16 protein-coding genes are annotated in these 18,997 nt (G+C 58.0%); 7 read left to right on the forward strand and 9 right to left on the reverse strand.

All coding sequences use genetic code 11. The features are described 5' to 3' along the window. Window positions 1-91: 91 nt before the first annotated feature. Window positions 92-2,812 (reverse strand): cation-transporting P-type ATPase, encoded by a 2,721-nt coding sequence (locus C3F35_RS06055; protein ID WP_103791871.1) that lies wholly within the window; start codon window positions 2,810-2,812, stop codon window positions 92-94. A gap of 487 nt (window positions 2,813-3,299) precedes the next feature. Between C3F35_RS06055 and C3F35_RS06060 the strand changes: the two genes are divergently transcribed. Continuing rightward, window positions 3,300-3,548, forward strand: a complete 249-nt coding sequence (locus C3F35_RS06060) for a DUF1158 domain-containing protein (protein WP_032616939.1) — start codon at window positions 3,300-3,302, stop codon at window positions 3,546-3,548. Here C3F35_RS06060 and C3F35_RS06065 read toward each other — a convergent pair. Next, window positions 3,534-5,102, reverse strand: coding sequence for an alpha/beta hydrolase-fold protein (locus tag C3F35_RS06065; RefSeq protein WP_103791870.1), 1,569 nt, complete (start codon window positions 5,100-5,102; stop codon window positions 3,534-3,536). The genes C3F35_RS06060 and C3F35_RS06065 overlap by 15 nt on opposite strands. 122 nt (window positions 5,103-5,224) lie before the next feature. Between C3F35_RS06065 and C3F35_RS06070 the strand changes: the two genes are divergently transcribed. Continuing rightward, complete coding sequence (locus C3F35_RS06070; protein WP_103791869.1) at window positions 5,225-7,369, forward strand: TonB-dependent siderophore receptor; 2,145 nt, start codon at window positions 5,225-5,227, stop codon at window positions 7,367-7,369. A 108-nt stretch (window positions 7,370-7,477) separates the two neighbouring features. Here C3F35_RS06070 and C3F35_RS06075 read toward each other — a convergent pair whose 3' ends face one another. Next, window positions 7,478-7,819, reverse strand: a complete 342-nt coding sequence (locus C3F35_RS06075; protein WP_032616935.1) for a RamA family antibiotic efflux transcriptional regulator — start codon at window positions 7,817-7,819, stop codon at window positions 7,478-7,480. A gap of 32 nt (window positions 7,820-7,851) precedes the next feature. Further along, on the reverse strand, window positions 7,852-8,955 hold the full coding sequence (locus C3F35_RS06080) for an MBL fold metallo-hydrolase (protein WP_032616934.1): 1,104 nt from the start codon (window positions 8,953-8,955) through the stop codon (window positions 7,852-7,854). A 190-nt stretch (window positions 8,956-9,145) separates the two neighbouring features. Here C3F35_RS06080 and C3F35_RS06085 point away from each other — a divergent pair, with 190 nt between their 5' ends. The 3 genes from C3F35_RS06085 to nfsB all read left to right on the forward strand — a co-directional run bounded on the left by C3F35_RS06085 (window position 9,146) and on the right by nfsB (window position 10,827). After that, window positions 9,146-9,736 carry a TetR/AcrR family transcriptional regulator gene (locus C3F35_RS06085; RefSeq protein WP_032616933.1) on the forward strand — a complete coding sequence of 197 codons (591 nt, stop codon included), beginning with the start codon at window positions 9,146-9,148 and terminating at the stop codon, window positions 9,734-9,736. Beyond that, the gene (locus C3F35_RS06090; RefSeq protein ID WP_103791868.1) at window positions 9,726-10,097 is read left to right on the forward strand and encodes an MmcQ/YjbR family DNA-binding protein; all 372 of its coding nucleotides are present in this window, start codon (window positions 9,726-9,728) and stop codon (window positions 10,095-10,097) included. The genes C3F35_RS06085 and C3F35_RS06090 overlap by 11 nt, the downstream gene beginning before the upstream one ends. A 76-nt stretch (window positions 10,098-10,173) precedes the next feature. Next, window positions 10,174-10,827, forward strand: coding sequence for an oxygen-insensitive NAD(P)H nitroreductase (gene nfsB / locus C3F35_RS06095; protein WP_103791867.1), 654 nt, complete (start codon window positions 10,174-10,176; stop codon window positions 10,825-10,827). A 183-nt stretch (window positions 10,828-11,010) separates the two neighbouring features. On the opposite strand, the gene C3F35_RS06100 is transcribed toward nfsB, so the two are convergent. Continuing rightward, complete coding sequence (locus C3F35_RS06100) at window positions 11,011-12,048, reverse strand: DUF2157 domain-containing protein (RefSeq protein ID WP_103791866.1); 1,038 nt, start codon at window positions 12,046-12,048, stop codon at window positions 11,011-11,013. Next, on the reverse strand, window positions 12,045-12,914 hold the full coding sequence (locus C3F35_RS06105) for a helix-turn-helix transcriptional regulator (protein ID WP_059308568.1): 870 nt from the start codon (window positions 12,912-12,914) through the stop codon (window positions 12,045-12,047). The genes C3F35_RS06100 and C3F35_RS06105 overlap by 4 nt, the downstream gene beginning before the upstream one ends. Window positions 12,915-13,021: 107 nt before the next feature. Here C3F35_RS06105 and C3F35_RS06110 point away from each other — a divergent pair, with 107 nt between their 5' ends. Together C3F35_RS06110 and C3F35_RS06115 are read left to right on the forward strand one after the other, a co-directional pair. Beyond that, the gene (locus tag C3F35_RS06110; protein ID WP_103791865.1) at window positions 13,022-14,458 is read left to right on the forward strand and encodes an MFS transporter; all 1,437 of its coding nucleotides are present in this window, start codon (window positions 13,022-13,024) and stop codon (window positions 14,456-14,458) included. Between the two features lie 66 nt (window positions 14,459-14,524). Next, a complete protein-coding gene (locus C3F35_RS06115; RefSeq protein WP_103791864.1) occupies window positions 14,525-15,769 on the forward strand; it encodes a mechanosensitive ion channel family protein in 1,245 nt (414 codons plus the stop codon). A gap of 1 nt (window position 15,770) precedes the next feature. On the opposite strand, the gene C3F35_RS06120 is transcribed toward C3F35_RS06115, so the two are convergent. From C3F35_RS06120 to C3F35_RS06130, 3 genes are all read right to left on the reverse strand, one after another. Beyond that, entirely contained in the window at window positions 15,771-16,751 is a 981-nt protein-coding gene (locus C3F35_RS06120) for a LacI family DNA-binding transcriptional regulator (RefSeq protein ID WP_103791863.1), read from the reverse strand. A gap of 75 nt (window positions 16,752-16,826) precedes the next feature. Continuing rightward, the gene (locus tag C3F35_RS06125) at window positions 16,827-17,969 is read right to left on the reverse strand and encodes a Gfo/Idh/MocA family protein (protein ID WP_077226215.1); all 1,143 of its coding nucleotides are present in this window, start codon (window positions 17,967-17,969) and stop codon (window positions 16,827-16,829) included. Continuing rightward, window positions 17,962-18,987, reverse strand: a complete 1,026-nt coding sequence (locus C3F35_RS06130; RefSeq protein ID WP_103791862.1) for a sugar phosphate isomerase/epimerase family protein — start codon at window positions 18,985-18,987, stop codon at window positions 17,962-17,964. Before C3F35_RS06130 ends, C3F35_RS06125 begins: the two co-directional genes overlap by 8 nt. Window positions 18,988-18,997: the final 10 nt, after the last annotated feature.

An 18,997-nucleotide genomic window follows, 5' to 3' on the forward strand; every position in this document is an offset into this window, starting at 1 on the left:
CACTCCAAACAGGTAGAAGGAGAGTGCCGGACTGTCCCCTCTCCCCTATGGGGAGAGGGTTAGGGTGAGGGGTAAGGTTTTACGTTTTCAGTTATGCAGCCTTACGGAACCTGCGGGTCAGTCGCTTCTCGATCTCGACGATGAAGAACATCGCGCTCGCCATACCCAGGGTGACACCCCAGTAGCGCAGCGGCAGGGCTTCGGTGCCAAACAGTATCTGCATAAACGGCAGGTAGATAATCGCCAGCTGCAGCAGGAGCAGCACGCCGGTGACCAGCCAGATCCCCTTGTTCGCCAGCAGGCCGCGATTAAGGGAGAAGCCTTCGGTGTTGCGGCAGTTAATCATGTAGACCCACTGCGCACAGACCAGCATCTGCAGCAGCACGGTGCGGATGAACTCGGCGCTGTGGCCGCGCGGGGCCAGCCAGGCTTCCAGCGCAAAGGCGGCAACGGCAATCAGGGTGCCGACGAAGGCCACCCGCCATACGGCGTAAGCATCCATCACGTGCTGGCCGGTCTGACGCGGCGGACGGCGCATGATGTTGCGCTCGGCGGCTTCAAAGGCCAGGCCGAAGGAGAGCGTGGCGGACGTGGCCATGTTCATCCACAGGATCAGCACCGGCGTCAGCGGAATAATGTTCCCGGCCAGCAGGGCAATCACAATCAGCAAACCCTGCGCGAGGTTAGTCGGCATGATGAACAGAATGGTCTTCTTCAGGTTGTCGTAGACGCGACGCCCCTCTTTTACCGCGCTGGCGATGGTGGCGAAGTTATCGTCCGTCAGGACCATATCCGCCGCCTCTTTGGTGACTTCTGTCCCCTTGATGCCCATGGCGATGCCCACGTCTGCCTGGCGCAGAGCCGGTGCGTCGTTTACGCCGTCGCCGGTCATGCCGACGATCTCGCCCTGCTCCTGCAAGGCCTTCACCAGACGCAGCTTATGCTCCGGGCTGGTGCGGGCGAAGATGTCATACTCCACCGCCGCTTTCGCCAGTTCGCCATCGTCCATGTGCTCCAACTGATAGCCGGTTACCGCCTGGGCGCTGTTGGTGATCCCCAGCATCTGCCCGATGCTCATCGCCGTCTGCGGGTGATCCCCGGTGATCATCTTCACGCGGATCCCGGCCTGCTGGCAGGCGTGAATAGCGTCGATCGCCTCCGGGCGCGGCGGATCCATCATCCCGGCGATGCCGAGGAAGATCAGGCCGTGGTTCAGCGCATCATGGGTCAGCGCCTGCCCCTCCTGAGCCTGTTTGAACGCCGCGGCCACCATGCGCAGCCCCTGACGGGCATAGCGCTCCATCTCAGCTTCCCAGTAGACGCGGTTAAAGGCTTCTGGGCCGTTACGGGTCTGCTGCTCTGCACAGAGGGCAAAAATCACGTCCGGCGCGCCGGTGATCAGGATCTGCTCCTCGCTACCGATCTGGTAGTGGGTACTCATGTACTTGTACTGCGAGTCAAACGGGATTTTGTTGATAAGCGTGGTCATCACCGGTGCAAGGTGGGCTTTCGCCGCCAGCACCTTCAGCGCGCCTTCGGTCGGCCCGCCGGTGATCCCCCACAGGCCGCGCTCGTCCTGAATCATCTGGCTGTCGTTACACAAATCGACGGTGCGCAGATACTGCTCCAGTACGGTGCCCGGCTGGATCTGCACCGGCTCGTCGCTGCCCTCAAGGCAGATCTTGCCTTCCGGGGCATAGCTGTCGCCCTCAACGCGATAGCAGCTGTCGGCGGTGATGATCGCCTTAACGGTCATCTCGTTCATGGTCAGGGTGCCGGTTTTATCCGAGCACACTACGGTCATCGCCCCTAAGGTTTCCACGGTAGGCAGCTTGCGGATGATTGCCCGCTGACGCGCCATCGCCTGTACGCCCAGCGACAGGATAATCGAGATGATGGCAGGCAGACCTTCAGGCACCGCCGCCACCGCCAGGCTAATCAACGACAGCAGCAGTTCGCCGAGCGGCATGTCCCGCAGCAGCAGGCTGAAGACAAAGAGCGCGGCCATCATCGCCATGATCAGCCCGAAGATGGCTTTGCCGAGCTTGTCCATCTGCACCAGCAGCGGGGTGCGGTGTTTTTCAATCCCGTCCATCATCTGATTGATGTGGCCCAGTTCCGTTTCCTGGCCGGTAGCAATCACCACGCCCATGCCACCGCCCGCGCTGACGGTGGTGCCGGAAAACAGCAGATTGGTCCGGTCGCCGAGGGTTAATTCTCCGGTTAACGGCTGAATATGTTTATCAACCACCGTGGATTCGCCGGTGAGGATCGCCTCTTCCACACGTAAATTATGCGCTTCAATCACTCGCATATCCGCGGGAATACGATCGCCAGCGCGTAATACAATAATATCCCCGGGAACTATTTCAGTTGTAGGTATTGTTTCGTGAACGCCTTCACGAATAACGCGCGCATCGCTGGCGAGCATATTTCGAATGCTGCTCAGGGATTTTTCGGCGTTGCTCTCCTGAATATGACCAATTAAGGCATTAATCACCGCCACGCCCAGAATAACCAGCGTATCCACCCAGTGGCCCATTATTGCGGTTAAAACCGCGGCGGCCAGCAATACGTAAATTAAGACATCGTTAAAATGGGCCAGAAAACGCAGCCATGCGGGTCTGGCTTTTTTTGCTGGCAGGGCATTCGGGCCATGCTGCTGCAGGCGCGCCTGCACCTCTGCGCGGCTCAGTCCGGCCATGGTGCTGCGCTGTGCGGCAAGGGTCTGCTCGACGGTCTGCTGATAAGCGTGCGTCGGGGCGCGGTCCTGGCTGGACGGGGGCGTATGGGGGTGATGCATTTTGGTCATATTTCAGCTCCTTCAGTTTGCGGTGAGCAAAAGCCTGAATTCCATGTCTGCTTTTAAAAATCGTGAGCGTTAATTTAATGGGTTGTCACGGCAATTAATTTAACGCACTATTATTTCTGTCGATGGCATTAAACAGAGAACGTTTCATTTCGTTACAGTGATTTTTACAAATTATTTTTAAACCTAAGCTAAACGAGGGATAAGCATGTTTGGTATTTATCGCGGTCGGCGTCTGGCGTTATATATTATCGCTGCCATTGTTATTGCAACGTTAATTGGATATAGCACTTATACCTTTGTAAGATTATTAGCCGGAGGGTGACAATAATTTACATTAACGCAGGTTAATTGAATTAATGGTCATGATGAGGGTAAATAATAGCGAATAAACGGGCGATTATTTATCGCCCGCCTGCTTTACGGTTGATATTGCTTTACGAAGCCCTATCCGTGACAATGTTATTTTTAACTGACGATTAACATAATCATGAAACACCCGTTAGAATCGCTGCTTACTGCGGGGGGCATTTTATTGATGGCCCTGCTGTCCTGCCTGTTGTTACCTGCGCCGTCCCTTGGGCTGGTGCTGGCGCAAAAGCTGGTTCAGACCTTTCACATGGTCGATCTGAACCAGCTTTACACCATTTTATTCTGCCTGTGGTTTTTAGTACTCGGTGCCGTTGAGTTCTTTATCCTGCGCTTTATCTGGCGCCGTTGGTTTTCACTGGCGTCGTAAGCCCATGAAATCACGCATGCCGTGGATCAACGCTTCACACCAGGCCGCGTAGTCGTGGCCGCTCGACCACGGGTGGAAACTGACGCGATAGCCTTTCTCCCGTAGCACCTGTTCGAAATCCTGCGTGGTGCGATAGATCCCCCCACCCGGCCCCGTGGTTTCAAACTTCCCGGCCTGCAGCCAGAAGCGCACCGGATACTGCGGCGACTGTTGATACTGCCGCGTCAGCCAGCCTGGGGCTTCACCTTTCGGCGCCCACCAGTAAGAGCCAGAAAGACTCAACACATTGCCAAACAGTCGCGGGTAGCGCAGCGCCACCCATGAGGAGGCGATCCCCCCGTAGCTTGAACCCGCCAGCACCGTTTTCTGCCGCTGCATCGCCACGCCCTGCCCGCGCAACCACGGCAACAGTTCATGCGCCATAAAATCGGCAAAAGCCGGGTTCGGCGGCAGCTCTTTACTGCGTCGGGCGTGATCGAGGCTGTCGATAAACACGACATTGACCGGGGGCAGATGATGGCGGGCTATCAGGCCATCCATCACGTTAGCGAAATGGTAGTCATCCTGATAGATCTGTCCGTCGAACAGGATTAACGTCCAGCGGGCGGGTTGTGCGCCGCGCGGCTTGTAAAGCATCACTTCGCGGGAATTGCCGAGGAATTTGCTGCTCAGCATCTGGCGGGTCAGGGTGCCGCTCACCAGCGGCTGCGCGGCGGCCTGCACCGAGCAGTAACGTGCCGGGCTGAGATCGAGCAGTGAATAGCGGTTCCAGCGATCGGCCTTCTGTTCACCAAAGGTGTTCGGGTTGAGCGGATCGGCCTGGGCGCTCACCAGGATCGCCCGTCGTTGATCCCGCGCCGAGCCGTCAATCACGGGGACATCAGGCGCGAGCTTGTACTGCATCACCGTATCGGCGGGCACGACGTAACTGCGAAACCAGACGTCACTTTTGCCCAGACGGAACAGCGGATCGTGATCCCCCGCCGGCGAGCCGAGAATAAATACGTTGCCGCGCGCGCCGCGCCACAGGAAGGTGACACGCTTATGGCTGGCGTCTACCGGCTCCACCATCGGCGTTCCCTGCCGAATCTGCGTCTGCCAGAACGCATCAGTACTCCCACCGGCAGCAACCGTTTTTGCCAGCGCCTGCAACGTGGGGCTTTCAGGCTCCAGCATCTGTACGCGTGGTAAGGCAGAGGTCTCTTTCATCCGCCACTGAAAACGCCAGGGTTTGCCAGCTTCGCCGTGCAGCACCAGAGACGCGTTTTGCTTCACGGGCAGAGCAAACAACAGGGTGTGTTCACCGTCGGCGGGGCCATTTTCAACCAGCGTGCGAATGCGGCGGTTTTGCGCGTCCAGCAGGCGGGCATCCGTCACGCCGTTCAGCGTGGCAGAAACATAGTTTTCACTCAGCTCAGGCAGGATAAAACAGACTTCACCGCTGGCATCAAACTTTCCCTGTATGTCTCCCTGAAGGGACGAATGTTCGCACGTCACCGCCACCGCGGGTAGCGTCACTATCCCTAATAACAATCCACTCCATGCCCTCTTCATTACCGCGTGTTCCCCGACGAAATTTGTTAATAACGCTAATGCAAATGGTAATAGTTTGCAATATCATCTAGCAGAATTAACCGGTGTTTTATGGCGATAGCAACCAAGGACGTTAAAAAAACATGTTTAAAAATAATAAGATAATGCAGGCATGGCTTCTTAGTCTGGCCACGGTCAGCGTGGCGGCCCAGGCAGAAAATAGAGAAGAAACCATGACGGTGACGCAGGGGATGAGTGAAGACCCTACCGCCCCTGTGAAGGGGATTGTGGCAACGAAGACGCTCTCTGCCACCAAGACCAGTGCAGAGATCGTGAAGACGCCGCAGTCGGTATCGGTGATCACCCGCGATCAGATGGACATGCAGGATGTGACCTCCGTTTCGCAGGCGCTGCGCTATTCGGCGGGGGTATTTACCGAGTACCGCGGATCGTCTAACCGCAACGATGAGGTGTTTGTTCGTGGCTTTAGCTATGTGCCGAAATTCCTCGACGGCCTGAGCTTCGGTGCCACCGCCTCGTCACAGACCGGAACGATTGACCCCTGGTTACTGGAGCGCGTGGAGCTGGTTCGTGGCCCGGCATCGGTGCTGTTTGGCCAGGTCAATCCGGGTGGATTAATCAGTATGACCAGCAAGCGCCCGACCTCTGAATCTATTCACAACATTCAGTTCCGCACCGGCAATAACCACCTCGCGGAGGGCGCGTTTGATTTCGGCGGCAAGCTCAGCGACGATGGCCGCGTGCTGTATCGTGTTAACGGGATTGCCCGCACCCAGCATAATCAGGTGGAGGATTATAAAGAGACGCGGATGGCGATTGCGCCAGCGATCACCTGGTATCCTAACGATCAGACCCGCTTTACGCTGCTCACCAGCTACCAGAAAGATCCCGACGCGGGATACCGCAACTTTCTGCCCGCGTACGGGACGGTGAAAAGCGTCGACGGCAAATACATCCCGCGCGACTTTAACGTCAGCGACCCGGATTACGATCAATCCTGGCGCGAGCAGACGATGATCGGCTACGAGCTGGAACATCAGTTCGCCGATAACCTCATCTTCCGCCAGAACGCGCGTTACGCCACTATCAAGCAGAAGTATCGTTATCTTGTTTACGCCACCAGCGCCGCCAACAGTTCGGTATTGACCCGCCGCGCCCAGCATGAAAAGCGCACCACCAACGAGTTTGGCCTGGATAACCAGCTGGAATACCTGATGGATACCGGGCAAGTGAGCCATACGCTGCTCGGCGGATTCGACTATAAAACCAGTAAAGATAAACAGCTACTGGAACGTGGGAGCGGTTCGCAGTACAACCTCGACTGGATGAATCCGGTCTACGGCGTGAATGTGGATGAAAGCAGCTTTACTACCGCCAGTAACGAACAGCAAAACCTCGATCAGATGGGCCTGTATTTGCAGGATCAGATGAGCTGGCATAACTGGGAGTGGCTGGTATCCGGGCGCTATGACTGGAGCGAAGTACGCACTAACGATTTCACCGATAGCAGCTTCACCCAGCAGAATGACAGTAAATTCACCTGGCGTACCGGCCTGCTGTACGCCTTCGATTTTGGCCTGTCGCCGTACATCAGCTACAGCACCTCGTTTGAACCGAACCTGCAAACCAACCGGGCACCGGGCGTAGGGCCGTTTAAACCGACCACCGGTGAGCAGACGGAGATTGGCCTCAAATATCAGCCGGTTGATACCACGCTGATGACCCTGGCACTGTACGATTTAACCCAGGATAATGTGGCGACCTACAACAGCACCGAAGGCTGGTTCGAGAATGCGGGCAAAGTGCGTTCGAAAGGCGTTGAGGCAGAAGTTCACTCCACGCTGATGGACACCATCAATCTGATTGGCTCGTACACTTACACCGACGCGAAAACCGAGAGCACGACGGTGGCCGGCACCGAAGGCAAAACGCCAGCGCGCATTCCGGCGCACATGGCATCGGCGTTCGCCAGCTACACCCTACCTGGCGGGCCGCTGAAGAGCCTGACCGCTGGCGTGGGCATGCGCTATATCGGCACCAGCTACGGCGACGCGAAAAACACCTTTAAGGTGCCTTCGGTGGATCTGTATGACGCGATGGTGAGCTATGAGCTGGGCGAGTTGAACAGCAGCCTGAAGGGGGCGAATCTGCAGTTTAACGTCAATAACATCGCCGACACCAAATACGTGGCCTCCTGCGCCAGCGATACGGCATGCTTCTACGGCATTGGCCGGACGATAACAGCGACGGTGAACTACAGCTGGTAAGGTGCTTTTTGTTGACGCGGTAAGCGCAGCGCCACCGGACAATACGGTATTGTGCCAATAAAAACGCCGGGTAGTGGCTACGCCCTACCCGGCCAACCTTCGATGCCTTCAGTGTGCCCGGCTGGGGTGATCCCTGCGGTAAGCCCCGGGCGGCTGGTTAAAGGTGCGGGTGAAGACGCGGGTAAAGGTCTGCTGGGAGTCAAAGCCGTAACGCAGGCAAATATCGTAAACTTTTTCGTCCGATTCACGCAGATCCCGCGCCGCCAGGCGCAGCTTACGTTCCCGAATGTAACGCCCCAGACTCTCGCCCTTATACTGCATAAACAGCCGCTGGAGGTGCCATTTGGAATAACCCGCATGGCGGGCGATATCCTCGATACGCAACGGCTGATGAAGGTTGTCGTCGATCCACTCGACTATGGTGTCGATAACCTGAGCGGAAATAGTCATACTGCTCTCCCCCTCTGCTCTTCGATTAAACATTATTCCCACCACGCGCGAAATTGTTGCGTGGCATCATTCACTCTGAGTGGCTCCCCGAGTTCCGGCGTCAACAGGCGATAGGGTTTATCCTTGCTGGCCTGCGAAAGCTTGATCAGCGGGTCGTTCCAGGTGTGTTTTGCCAGTACAAAGCGCCCGGAGTGACCCGGCACTACCGCCCTGGCATTTAAATCCGTGGCGGCCTGCGCCGTTTCAGAGGGCTGCATGTGGATGTACTTCCAGTCCTGGTCGTACTGCCCGTTCTCCATGATCGCCAGATCGACGCTGCCAAACCGCTCCCCGATGGCGCTAAAGTGCGGGCCGTAGCCGGAATCCCCGCTGTAGAACACCTTTTGCTGCGGGGTGACAAACATAAAGCTGCCCCACAGCGTCTGGTTGCGCTTCAGCCCGCGCCCGGAGAAATGGCGCGCGGGCAGGACGTGTACGGTCAGGTCATCGCTGATGCGCACCGATTGATCCCAGTCCCGCTCCTCAATGATGGACGGCTCCATGCCCCAGTAACGCAGATGGGAACCCACGCCGAGCGGCGTGACCACGCGTTTCACTTTTGGCAGAAGCGCTTTGATGGTGGCGTAGTCGAGATGGTCGTAGTGATCGTGGGAGATAATCAGCAGATCGATGTCGGGCATCTCTTCCGCGTGCCACGGATACTCCCCGGCAAAGGCTTTGTTGAGGAAGGAGAACGGCGCCGCGTAATTGCTGAAGACCGGATCGATCAGGATACGTTTGCCCGCCAGCTGCAGATACCACGAGGAGTGACCGAGCCAGACCAGAGTGTCCTGATCCAGCGGCAGCTGCGCCAGATCGGTTTTGACCAGCGGCAGGGGCTGGGCCGGACGCGCGTTTTCACGCTTCGTCACCAGAAAATCCCACCAGGCCGCCAGCATGTTCTTGTTGCCGGTAAAGCCCGGCGTGGGCAAGGTGTTATGGAACTGCCCGTCGCGATACTGCGGCGAAGCGGCAAACTCACTTAGCTGCGCGCCCTGTGGCGGCTGGCCGAATCCGGCATTCAGTACGAACGGCAAACTCGCCGCTGATGCAATAATCATCACTACCACCAGGCTAATAATAAAACGCTTTTTCATATCCCGACCCGAATTCGCGCCCCATCCGATGGCCTGCGCGGGCAAAACTTGATTATGAGTGAGTAAGCACTCATTATAGGAGTGATGCGAAAGTCGTCAAGACGTTTTAAGAACTTTGACATTCCGCGTTGCAGCCCCGCAAAGAGCATGATTCAATCAAGGTTTTTGCACATAAACTGGAGGAAATGCAGTGGCTCGTCCGAAAAGTGAAGATAAAAAACTGGCGTTGCTGGACGCGGCAACCTCCGCTTTTGCCCAGTCGGGCATTGCGGCTTCAACCGCGTTAATCGCCCGCAGCGCAGGGGTGGCTGAAGGCACCCTGTTTCGCTATTTCGCCACCAAAGACGATCTGCTCAATGCCCTCTACCTGCACCTGAAACAGGATCTGTGCCAGACCATGCTGGCGAATATGGATCGTGCCCTCACCCAGCCGAAAGAGCATACCCGCAATATCTGGAACAGCTACGTTGACTGGGGGATCCGTAACCCGATGGCTCACGGTGCGATCCGCCAGCTCGGGGTGAGTGAGAAGATCAACGCCGAGACCGAACAGGCGGTGCACGAGATGTTCCCGGAACTGCATGAGCTTTGCCGCCGTCATATCCGCCCGGTGTTTATGTCTGAAGATTTTCGTCTGTTTGGCGATGCGCTGTTTTTATCGCTGGCGGAGACAACCATGTCCTTCGCCACCCGCGAACCGGCGCGCGCCACCGAATTCAAGGCGCTGGGTTTTGAAGCCATGTGGCGTGCGCTGGCCGAAGAGGATAGCCATGGACAGTAAAACGCTCGCCGCCTGCGCACAGCAAGTGGCACTGGAACTGCCCTTTACCGAACACTGCTGGCCGTTTGGACCGGAATACGATGTGTTCAAAGTGGGCGGCAAGATTTTTATGCTGATGGGCGTGGCGCACGGGCGTCAGCACGTCAGCCTGAAGTCCGATCCGCAAAAATCGCTGCTTAACCAGCAGATCTACCGCGGGATCGAGCCGGGCTACCATCTGAATAAAAAGCACTGGATCTCGGTTTACGCGGCGGAGGATATCACCCCTGAGCTGATGGCCGATCTGGTCAACGATTCGTGGCATCTGGTGGTGGATAAGTTGTCGAAGAAAGAGCAAAAACGGTTACGCCCCGGCGGTTAAGCGCTCGGAATGCCCTTACCTTTGTTCACCTCCCTTTGTATCATTTTCCCTTTTGCACTTAATCCCAGGAGCCGTAATGGATATCATCTCTGTTGCCTTGAAGCGTCACTCTACCAAGGCCTTTGATCCGAACAAAAAATTGACTGCCGACCAGGCGGAACAGATTAAAACCCTGCTGCAGTACAGTCCGTCCAGCACCAACTCACAGCCATGGCACTTTATTGTGGCCAGCACCGAAGAAGGTAAAGCCCGCGTGGCGAAATCCGCAGCCGGTGGCTTTGTCTTCAACGAACGCAAAATGCTGGACGCTTCTCACGTGGTGGTCTTCTGCGCCAAAACCGCGATGGACGATGCATGGCTTACACGCGTCGTGGATCAGGAAGAGGCCGATGGCCGTTTCGCCACCCCGGAAGCGAAAGCCGCCAACCACAAAGGCCGCACCTTCTTTGCCGATCTGCACCGTGTCGATCTGAAAGATGACCACCAGTGGATGGCGAAACAGGTTTACCTGAACGTCGGCAACTTCCTGCTGGGCGTGGCCGCTATGGGTCTGGACGCCGTGCCAATTGAAGGCTTTGACGCCGCGGTCCTCGACGAAGAGTTTGGCCTGAAAGAGAAAGGCTTCACCAGCCTTGTGGTAGTACCGGTTGGCCATCACAGCGTGGAAGATTTCAACGCCACGCTGCCAAAATCGCGCCTGCCGCTGAGCACGGTTGTGACTGAGTGCTAAGACAAACGGGCCGCAGATAGCGGCCCGTTACTTTTTACTGATAACCAGTCTGCGATGCGGATGCACGTCACGATCGTCTCCCCAGGCGAACGTAATCCACCGCTCTTCCAGTTCAGCGTAAGAATGAATCGGCGACCTTTTAAAGAACGGGCTGCCGATCCCGGAAGCCCCCTCGCAAAAGATTTACTTCGCCGCTTTTCCCGCGTGCCAGATCCGCTCCGCATAACGTCCAATCACCGCCAGCGATGCCGCCAGGATCAGGAAAAACAGTACCTTGTTCATTCCATCCCAGAAGTATTCGAAATAGCGGGTGTAGAGGTTAATGGCCAGAAAGGTCAGGCCAAACCCGCGCAGCATGCCGTCGTCGGTTTTCAGGCTGATCCAGATACAGATCCCCGCCGCCACCGCAAACAGCAGCACCCACGGCAGCAGCGCCGCACGGGTAGTACCGTACCCGCCATTATCGATATCGTAATGACCAAAAATCGACATGATCCACAGGGCGACAAACAGATAGGTTAACCCCATCGCTTTACTGGTGGTGTACAGATGGCGTTTGCGCAGCATCCCTCGCAGCCACCAGCACAGGGCCAGCAGCGCGCCGCCAAAGAAGATAAAGCGCATCGGGTAGCTCATCCCCAGCCAGTAGGCTCCCCAGCCGGACATATAGCCGGTCTCTGCGCCGAACCAGTTGCCAAGCGAGAGCAAAAAGAACAGCCACACCAGGCCGGAGCGGCCTAAAAACCCGACCAGCCCATAAATGACGCAACCCAGCAGGAAAAGCGGCGCGATATGGCCGCTGCCGGTATCAAGCCGCTCCCCCAGTTGCCAGAGGGCGATGGCGGTAAAAAACACGCCGAGGAATAAAATCGCCTCGGTGCTGTAGTGCCATTGCGTTTCCCGCCGCTGGCGGCTGAATCCCCGCAGATAGAACAGCACGGCAACCAGCGCAGGCAGCCCGATACGGGCGAGGGTTGAGAAGGCAAAAAATTCAATAATGCGCGCCATCAGTTCGCTGTCAGCAAACAGGCTACCGATAGCGATGATGACGCAGGCAATGGCCGTCCAGAAGGCGTAGCGACTGAGGCGCTGCCAGTCCAGGGTGACGCGTTTTAAGCTACTGGCCAGACGTTGATGCTCGTCGGGGGTGAGTGCCCCTTCCTGTTGCCACTCGGTGAGGGCGCGGCGCAGGAGGCGTTCCTGCTTGCGGGTGACGTTCATTGTGCCTGCTCCGTCAGCCACGCCAGCGCGCGCTCGCCTGCGTCATCCACTGGCAGATAAACCAGCAGCCGCGAGCCGTTGCGCGGGGCGGAGTACCAGTACATCTGCTGGAGATGAAAATCGCCCAGCTCAGGATGGGTAAAGAGCTTGAGCTGGTTTTCCACGCCGCGCACGTCGTTGCGCTGGTGCCACAGGGTTTTGAACTCCTCAGAGACCGCAAAGAAGCGCGCCAGTTTAGCCTCCCACTGCGGATCGCCCCGGTGCTCGGCCATCGCCGCGCGGAAGTAAGAGACAAAGATCGGCAGCACGTCATCGCGCTTACCGAGGCGGGCGCGCCACGCCGGGTGGGTGAGGAACAGATAAATACAGTTACGGTCTTCCGGGGGAATGGCGTTGAAATCCACGCCCATCAGATGGCCGAAGCTGTCGTTCCACGCCACGATATCGAAATTTGGTTTCTGAATGCTGGCAGGTTTTGGCATCAGGGTATCCAGCAGACGACGGGTGCCCTCGCTGATCCCCTCGCAGCAGACCGCCTGGGGCGCTTCGCCCGGCGGCAATCCGGCCAGCAGGAACAGGTGCCGGGCTTCGGTCGGGGTACACTGCAAGGCTTTCGCCACCGCCGCCATCACCGCGCTGGAGGGGTTAACATCCCTGCCCTGCTCAAGCCAGGTGTACCAGGTTACGCCCACGTCGGCCAGCAGGGCCACCTCTTCCCGGCGCAGGCCCGGCGTGCGACGGCGGCCGCTGCGCGGTAAGCCGAGGCGCTGCGGATCGAGACTTTCTCGTCGGGCGCGTAAAAATGCGCCCAGCTGTTTACGGGTGTCATCCTGGAGTGAGGTGACGGGTTCAGACATCAGCGCCATATTGCCCCCTGCATGGTAGTGCCAGTACCAGTATAAGCAAGAACTGGTACCCGTTTATCAGATGGTTGATGCTACGACGCTACGCTGTTTGACGCAATGGAGTCACCATGAATACGTCAGTTGTTTCACCGGGCCGGGCAGGCCTGATATTGCTGTTAACCGGCCAGATGCTGCCGCTGATTGATACCTCAATCACCAATGTGGCGCTGGATTCTATTACCCACTCCCTGCACGCCACTGCCACCGAACTGGAGCTGATTGTCGCCCTCTACGGCGTGGCCTTTGCCGTCTGCCTGGCGCTCGGCAGCAAGCTGGGGGATAACCTTGGCCGTCGTCGTCTGTTTATGTGGGGCGTGGCGAGCTTTGGCCTGGCCTCGCTGCTGTGCGGCATGGCGGGGAATATCGAGCAACTGCTGGCCGCGCGCGTCGTCCAGGGTGCCGGGGCGGCGCTGATCATGCCGCAAATTCTCGCTACCCTGCACGTGACGCTCAAAGGCAGCGCCCACGCGAAGGCGATTAGCCTGTTTGGCGGTATCGGCGGGATTGCGTTTATCGTCGGGCAGATGGGCGGCGGCTGGCTGGTGTCGGCGGATATCGCCGGGCTGGGCTGGCGTAACGCCTTTTTTATCAACGTGCCGATCTGTCTGCTGGTGCTGGCCCTGAGCCGTCGCTACGTGCCGGAAACCCGCCGCGATACGCCGTCGCGCATCGACTGGCCGGGTACCGCACTGCTGGCCGTCATCCTCTGCTGCCTGCTGTTCCCGATGGCGCTCGGTCCGCAGTGGCACTGGTCATGGCCGCTGAAGGCCATGCTTATCGCCATTGTTCCGCTGGCCGGGTTAATGGCGCTGAATGCGCGTAAAAAAGAGCGCGAAGGTGCCCACCCGCTGATCCCGCCGCGTCTGCTGCAACTCGGCAGCATCCGTTTCGGGGTGCTGATTGCGGTACTCTTTTTCAGCGTCTGGTCCGGGTTTATGTTCTGCATGGCGCTGACCATGCAAACCGGTCTGGGAATGGCACCTTGGCAGTCCGGTAACAGCTTTATCGCCCTCGGCGTGACGTACTTTGTCTCGGCGTGGTTTGCCCCGCGCCTGATTGCCCGCTACAGCACCAGCACGATTTTGCTGACCGGTCTGGCAATCCAGATAACCGGTCTGCTGGCGTTGATCGCCACCTTCCGCTACTGGGGAATGGCGAACACCGCCCTGACCCTCGCCCCGGCGACAGGGCTGGTGGGCTACGGCCAGGCGCTGATTGTGAACAGCTTCTACCGTATCGGGATGCGCGATATTCAGCCCGACGACGCCGGGGCTGCCAGCGCCATTCTCAGCACCCTGCAACAGGCGGCGCTTGGCCTCGGCCCGGCCCTGTTTGGCGCGATCTTACTTCATGCCCTGCACAACCATCACGGGGATTACGCCCAGGCGATTAACGTCTTCCTGGTTGTCGAAACCGTCATGATGCTCGTGCTGGCACTCGCCACCCTGCGGCTGCGCCACCGCCTCTGCCTGCCGGTGGTGAAGACCTGTCAGGCGGTAAAATAAGCCTGCGAATTTGCATAATAGATCCGCAGCCGCCATTATGGCGGCTGCATTAATACAGGAGACGTTATGCAGGAGTTCATTTCCCTGATCGAAGAGTCAGGCATTGAAATTAATCACACCACTTCAATCGCGATCATCTTTGGCATTATTTTTCTTACCGCCGTCATTATTCACTTTATTCTGCACAAAATCGTGTTGCGGGCTTTTGAAAAACGCGCCCGGGCCAGCAGCCATTTATGGCTGCAAATCATTACCGAGAATAAGTTATTTCACCGTCTGGCCTTTACCCTGCAGGGGATAATCGTCAATGTCCAGGCGGTATTGTGGCTACAAAAAGGCAGCGATGCGGCGGAAATACTTACCACCTGCGCAAAGCTGTGTGTGATGGTGTATGCCCTGCTGGCGTTTTTCTCGCTGTTGGACGTGATCTTCAATCTGTCGCAAAAAATGGCCACCGCCTCGCAGCTACCGCTGAAGGGGATTTTCCAGGGCATTAAGCTGGTGAGCGCCATTCTGGTGGGGATCCTGATTATCTCCCTGCTGATCGGCCAGTCCCCCGCCATTCTGATTAGCGGCCTGGGGGCGATGGCGGCGGTCCTGATGCTGGTATTCAAAGACCCCATTTTAGGGCTGGTGGCGGGCATTCAGCTCTCCGCCAACGACATGCTCAAGCTCGGCGACTGGCTGGAGATGCCAAAATACGGTGCCAACGGTACGGTGACCGACATCGGCCTGACCACCGTCAAGGTGCGTAACTTCGATAACACCATCACTACTATCCCGACCTGGGCGCTGGTCTCCGATGCCTTCATCAACTGGAGCGGCATGTCGGCTTCCGGTGGACGGCGCATTAAGCGCAGCCTGAACATTGATACCACCAGCATCCATTTTCTCGATGAGCAGGAACAACAGCAGTTGATACAGGCGAAGCTGCTGAAGCCCTATATGGCCACGCGCCACGAGGAAATTACGCTGTGGAATCAGGAGAATGGCGAAGGAGATTCGGTGCTGAACCTGCGCCGGATGACCAATATTGGCACCTTCCGCGCCTACCTGAATGAATATCTGCGCAACCATCCGCGTATTCGCCAGGATATGACCCTGATGGTGCGGCAATTAGCACCGGACGCCAACGGGCTACCGATTGAAATATATGCGTTTACCAACACCGTGATCTGGGCGGAATATGAAGCCATTCAGGCCGATATTTTCGACCATATTTTCGCGGTGATTGATGAATTTGGTCTGCGCATTCACCAGACGCCGACCGGAAACGATATTCGCTCACTGGCAGGCGTCCTGGCGAAATAACTCAGCTACTGGCGCGGGAAATAAAGCGCCAGTTCATCATCACCCGTTCGGTGGGGGCGTCGGGGTTGTCGATTTTATTCAGCAGCAGATCGACCGCCTTACGCCCGATATCCCGCGACGGCTGCTTGATGGTGCTGAGCGGCGGCGAGACCATTTCAGAGAGTTCAGTGCCGTCGAACCCCACCACGGCGATATCCTGCGGGATACGCAGACCGGCCTTTTCGATGGCGCGCAACGCACCAGCGGCCAGGGTATCGGACACCGCAAAAACTGCATCCGGGCGCGGTTCCGTCGCCAGCAGTCGGGTCATGGCCGCCATGCCGGCCGCCGCGCTGAGATCGCTGGCGTACTCAATGGCCTGATACGACAGATCGCGCAGGTGCAGCACGCTTTTGTAGCCCCGCTCGCGCAGGCGGGCATATTTGTAGCTCAGGTCGTGGTTGATCAGGGCGATACGCTGACGCCCGCCGTCGGCCAGGCGGCTGACCACGTGCTGGGAGGCATCGACGTCGTTAATTCCCACGCAGGAGACTGCCCCCGCATCGGCATATTCAGCGCACTGCACCCAGGGCGCATCGCCAATCAGCGCCGCCAGCTCGGTGAGCCGGGTAAACGCATCCATGGTGATAATGCCATCGACCATTTTGCCGGTCAGCAGGCTTAGCCCCGAACGGGAACGTTCAATATCGGAGCCGGAGTTGCACAGCAGAATGCGATAGCCGTTTTTCTCTGCCTGCTCCTCAATGCCCTTCACCACCTCAGCACAGAATGGGTTAGCAATGTTGGAAACCATCACCAGGATCATAAAGCTGCGCGAGGTGCGCAGCTGACGGGCAAGAAGATTGGGCTGATAGTTAGCCTCTTTAATCGCCTGCAAGACGCGATCGCGATTTTTGGCTTTGACGGTATCGCTGTTATTCAGCACACGCGATACCGTCGCCACCGAGACGCCCGCCAGTTGGGCGATTTTCTGAATTGACATAGCGACGAGTGATCCTGCAGTTAGCGTTAGCAGCAGGCTACCATAAATTCATTGCCCGGCGTACCGGGCAAGGTGTTACTGCGCGACGCTAACCCAGCGCTGCTGCTGATGGCTTTTCACTATGGCATCAATGATATACATCACGTTCGCCCCGTCATGGAAGGTGGCAAACAGCGGTTTTTCGGGCATCCTGCCCGCCTGTACCGCCCGATAAAACTGCGCCATCATGTTCTTAAACGCATCCGGCCAGCCTTCAATGTGGCCGCCCGGGAAGTGGGCGCTGTCGGCCACGTCACGGTTCATCAGCCCCGGATCATCCGTCAGCGTCTGGTTAGCCTGCGCGCGATGGCCGACCCACAGCTGCTGGGGCACCTCCTGATCCCAGGCCACGGAGCCGTCGCTGCCGTTCACCTCCAGGCTCAGGCGGTTTTTCCGTCCGGCGCTCACCTGCGAGACGTTAAAGCTGCCCTTGCTGCCATCGTCGAAGCGGAACAGCACCGAGCCAAAATCCTCGGTGGTGACGGGTTTGTCTTCATAGACGGCGTCGGCTGCCTGGCTGAAGGTCTGATGACCGGCCACGTTCGCCTTGCGGGTCGGCCAGACGATAGAGAGGTCAGCCATGACCTCAGTGATGCGCCGCCCGGTAATAAACTGGATTGTGTCGCACCAGTGGGAACCGATATCGGCCACCGCACGCGATGCCCCCCCGAGCGCGGCGTCGACACGCCAGTTGTAATCTGTTTCCAGCAACATCCAGTCCTGCAAGTAGCTACCATGGGCGGCGAACAGCCGTCCGAGCGTGCCCGCCTCCACCATGCTCGCCGCCTGGCGTACCATAGCAAACTGGCGATAAACAAAGCTCACGCCGTGCACCACGCCCGCCTGCTCCGCCAGCGCAACCAACTCCCGCGCCTCGTCCGGGGTCATGCACAGCGGTTTTTCGGAAAAGACATGCTTCCCGGCACGCAGGATCTGGCGGTTGATCTCCGCATGCAGATGGTTTGGCGTGCAGTTGTGGACCACGTGGAGATCCGGGTGCGCCAGCAATGCCTCCACGCTGCCGTAGGCATGGGGGATGTTCAGTGCCCGGGCCTTCTCCTCGGCCTGTGCCTGGGTGCCGTCGCACAGGGCGACAACCTGCACAAAGCCGAGACGGCGCAGGGCTTCGATGTGCGCCGGGCCGATAAAGCCGCTGCCGATAATGCCGACGTTAATCATGAAGTTCTCCTGCGGCGAAATCGTCAAACGCCCGGTCGGAGACCGGAATAATGTGGCGGGAGATAAACTCACGCCCTTCCCGTGCGCCGGTATCGCCCTCTTTCAGGCAACACTCCCACTCCAGAACCGCCCAGCCGTCGTAGTCGTACTGCGTCAGCTTGCTAAAGATGCCCTTGAAATCGATCTGCCCGTCGCCCGGCGAGCGGAAGCGCCCTGCGCGGTTGATCCAGCTTTGATAGCCGCCATACACGCCGCTGCGCCCGTTGGGGCGGTACTCGGCATCTTTAACGTGGAACGCCTTGATGCGGGCGTGGTAGTGGTCGATAAAGGCCAAATAATCCATCTGCTGCAGCAGCAGATGGCTCGGATCGTAGAGAATGTTGCAGCGCGGGTGGTTGTCCACCAGCGCCAGAAAACGCTCGAAGGTCACACCGTCGTGCAGATCTTCTCCGGGGTGGATCTCATAGCAGACATTCACCCCCTGCTCGTCGAAGGCGTCCAGAATCGGACGCCAGCGGCGGGCCAGCTCGCTGAACGCCTCCTGGAAACGCGCCTCGTTATGGGGCGGCCAGGGATACATCCACGGCCAGGCCAGCGATCCCGAGAAGGTGGCATGGGCGGTCAACCCAAGCCGTGCCGATGCAACCGCCGCCTTTTTCACGATATCGGTGGCCCACGCCTGGCGTGCAGCGGCATTGCCGCGCACCGCCTGCGGGGCGAAGTTATCAAACGCCTCGTCATAGGCCGGATTCACGGCGATAAGCTGACCTTCCAGATGGGTGGACAGCTCGCTTACCACCAGCCCGTGCTGCGCCAGCTTGCCGCTTATCTCGTCGCAGTAAGTCTGGCTTTCTGCCGCCAGCTCCACGTCAAATATCGCCTTGTGATTGCAGGGAATTTGCAGCGCTTTGTAGCCTTTTTCCGCTGCCCAGCCTGCCAGCCCGTCGAGCGTGTTAAACGGGTGTTGCCCGCCGATAAACTGCGACAGAAAAATGCCTGGACCTTTAATTGTCCTCATACCACCTCCA

Source organism: Leclercia sp. LSNIH3 (assembly GCF_002935105.1).
Taxonomy (GTDB): domain Bacteria; phylum Pseudomonadota; class Gammaproteobacteria; order Enterobacterales; family Enterobacteriaceae; genus Enterobacter; species Enterobacter adecarboxylatus.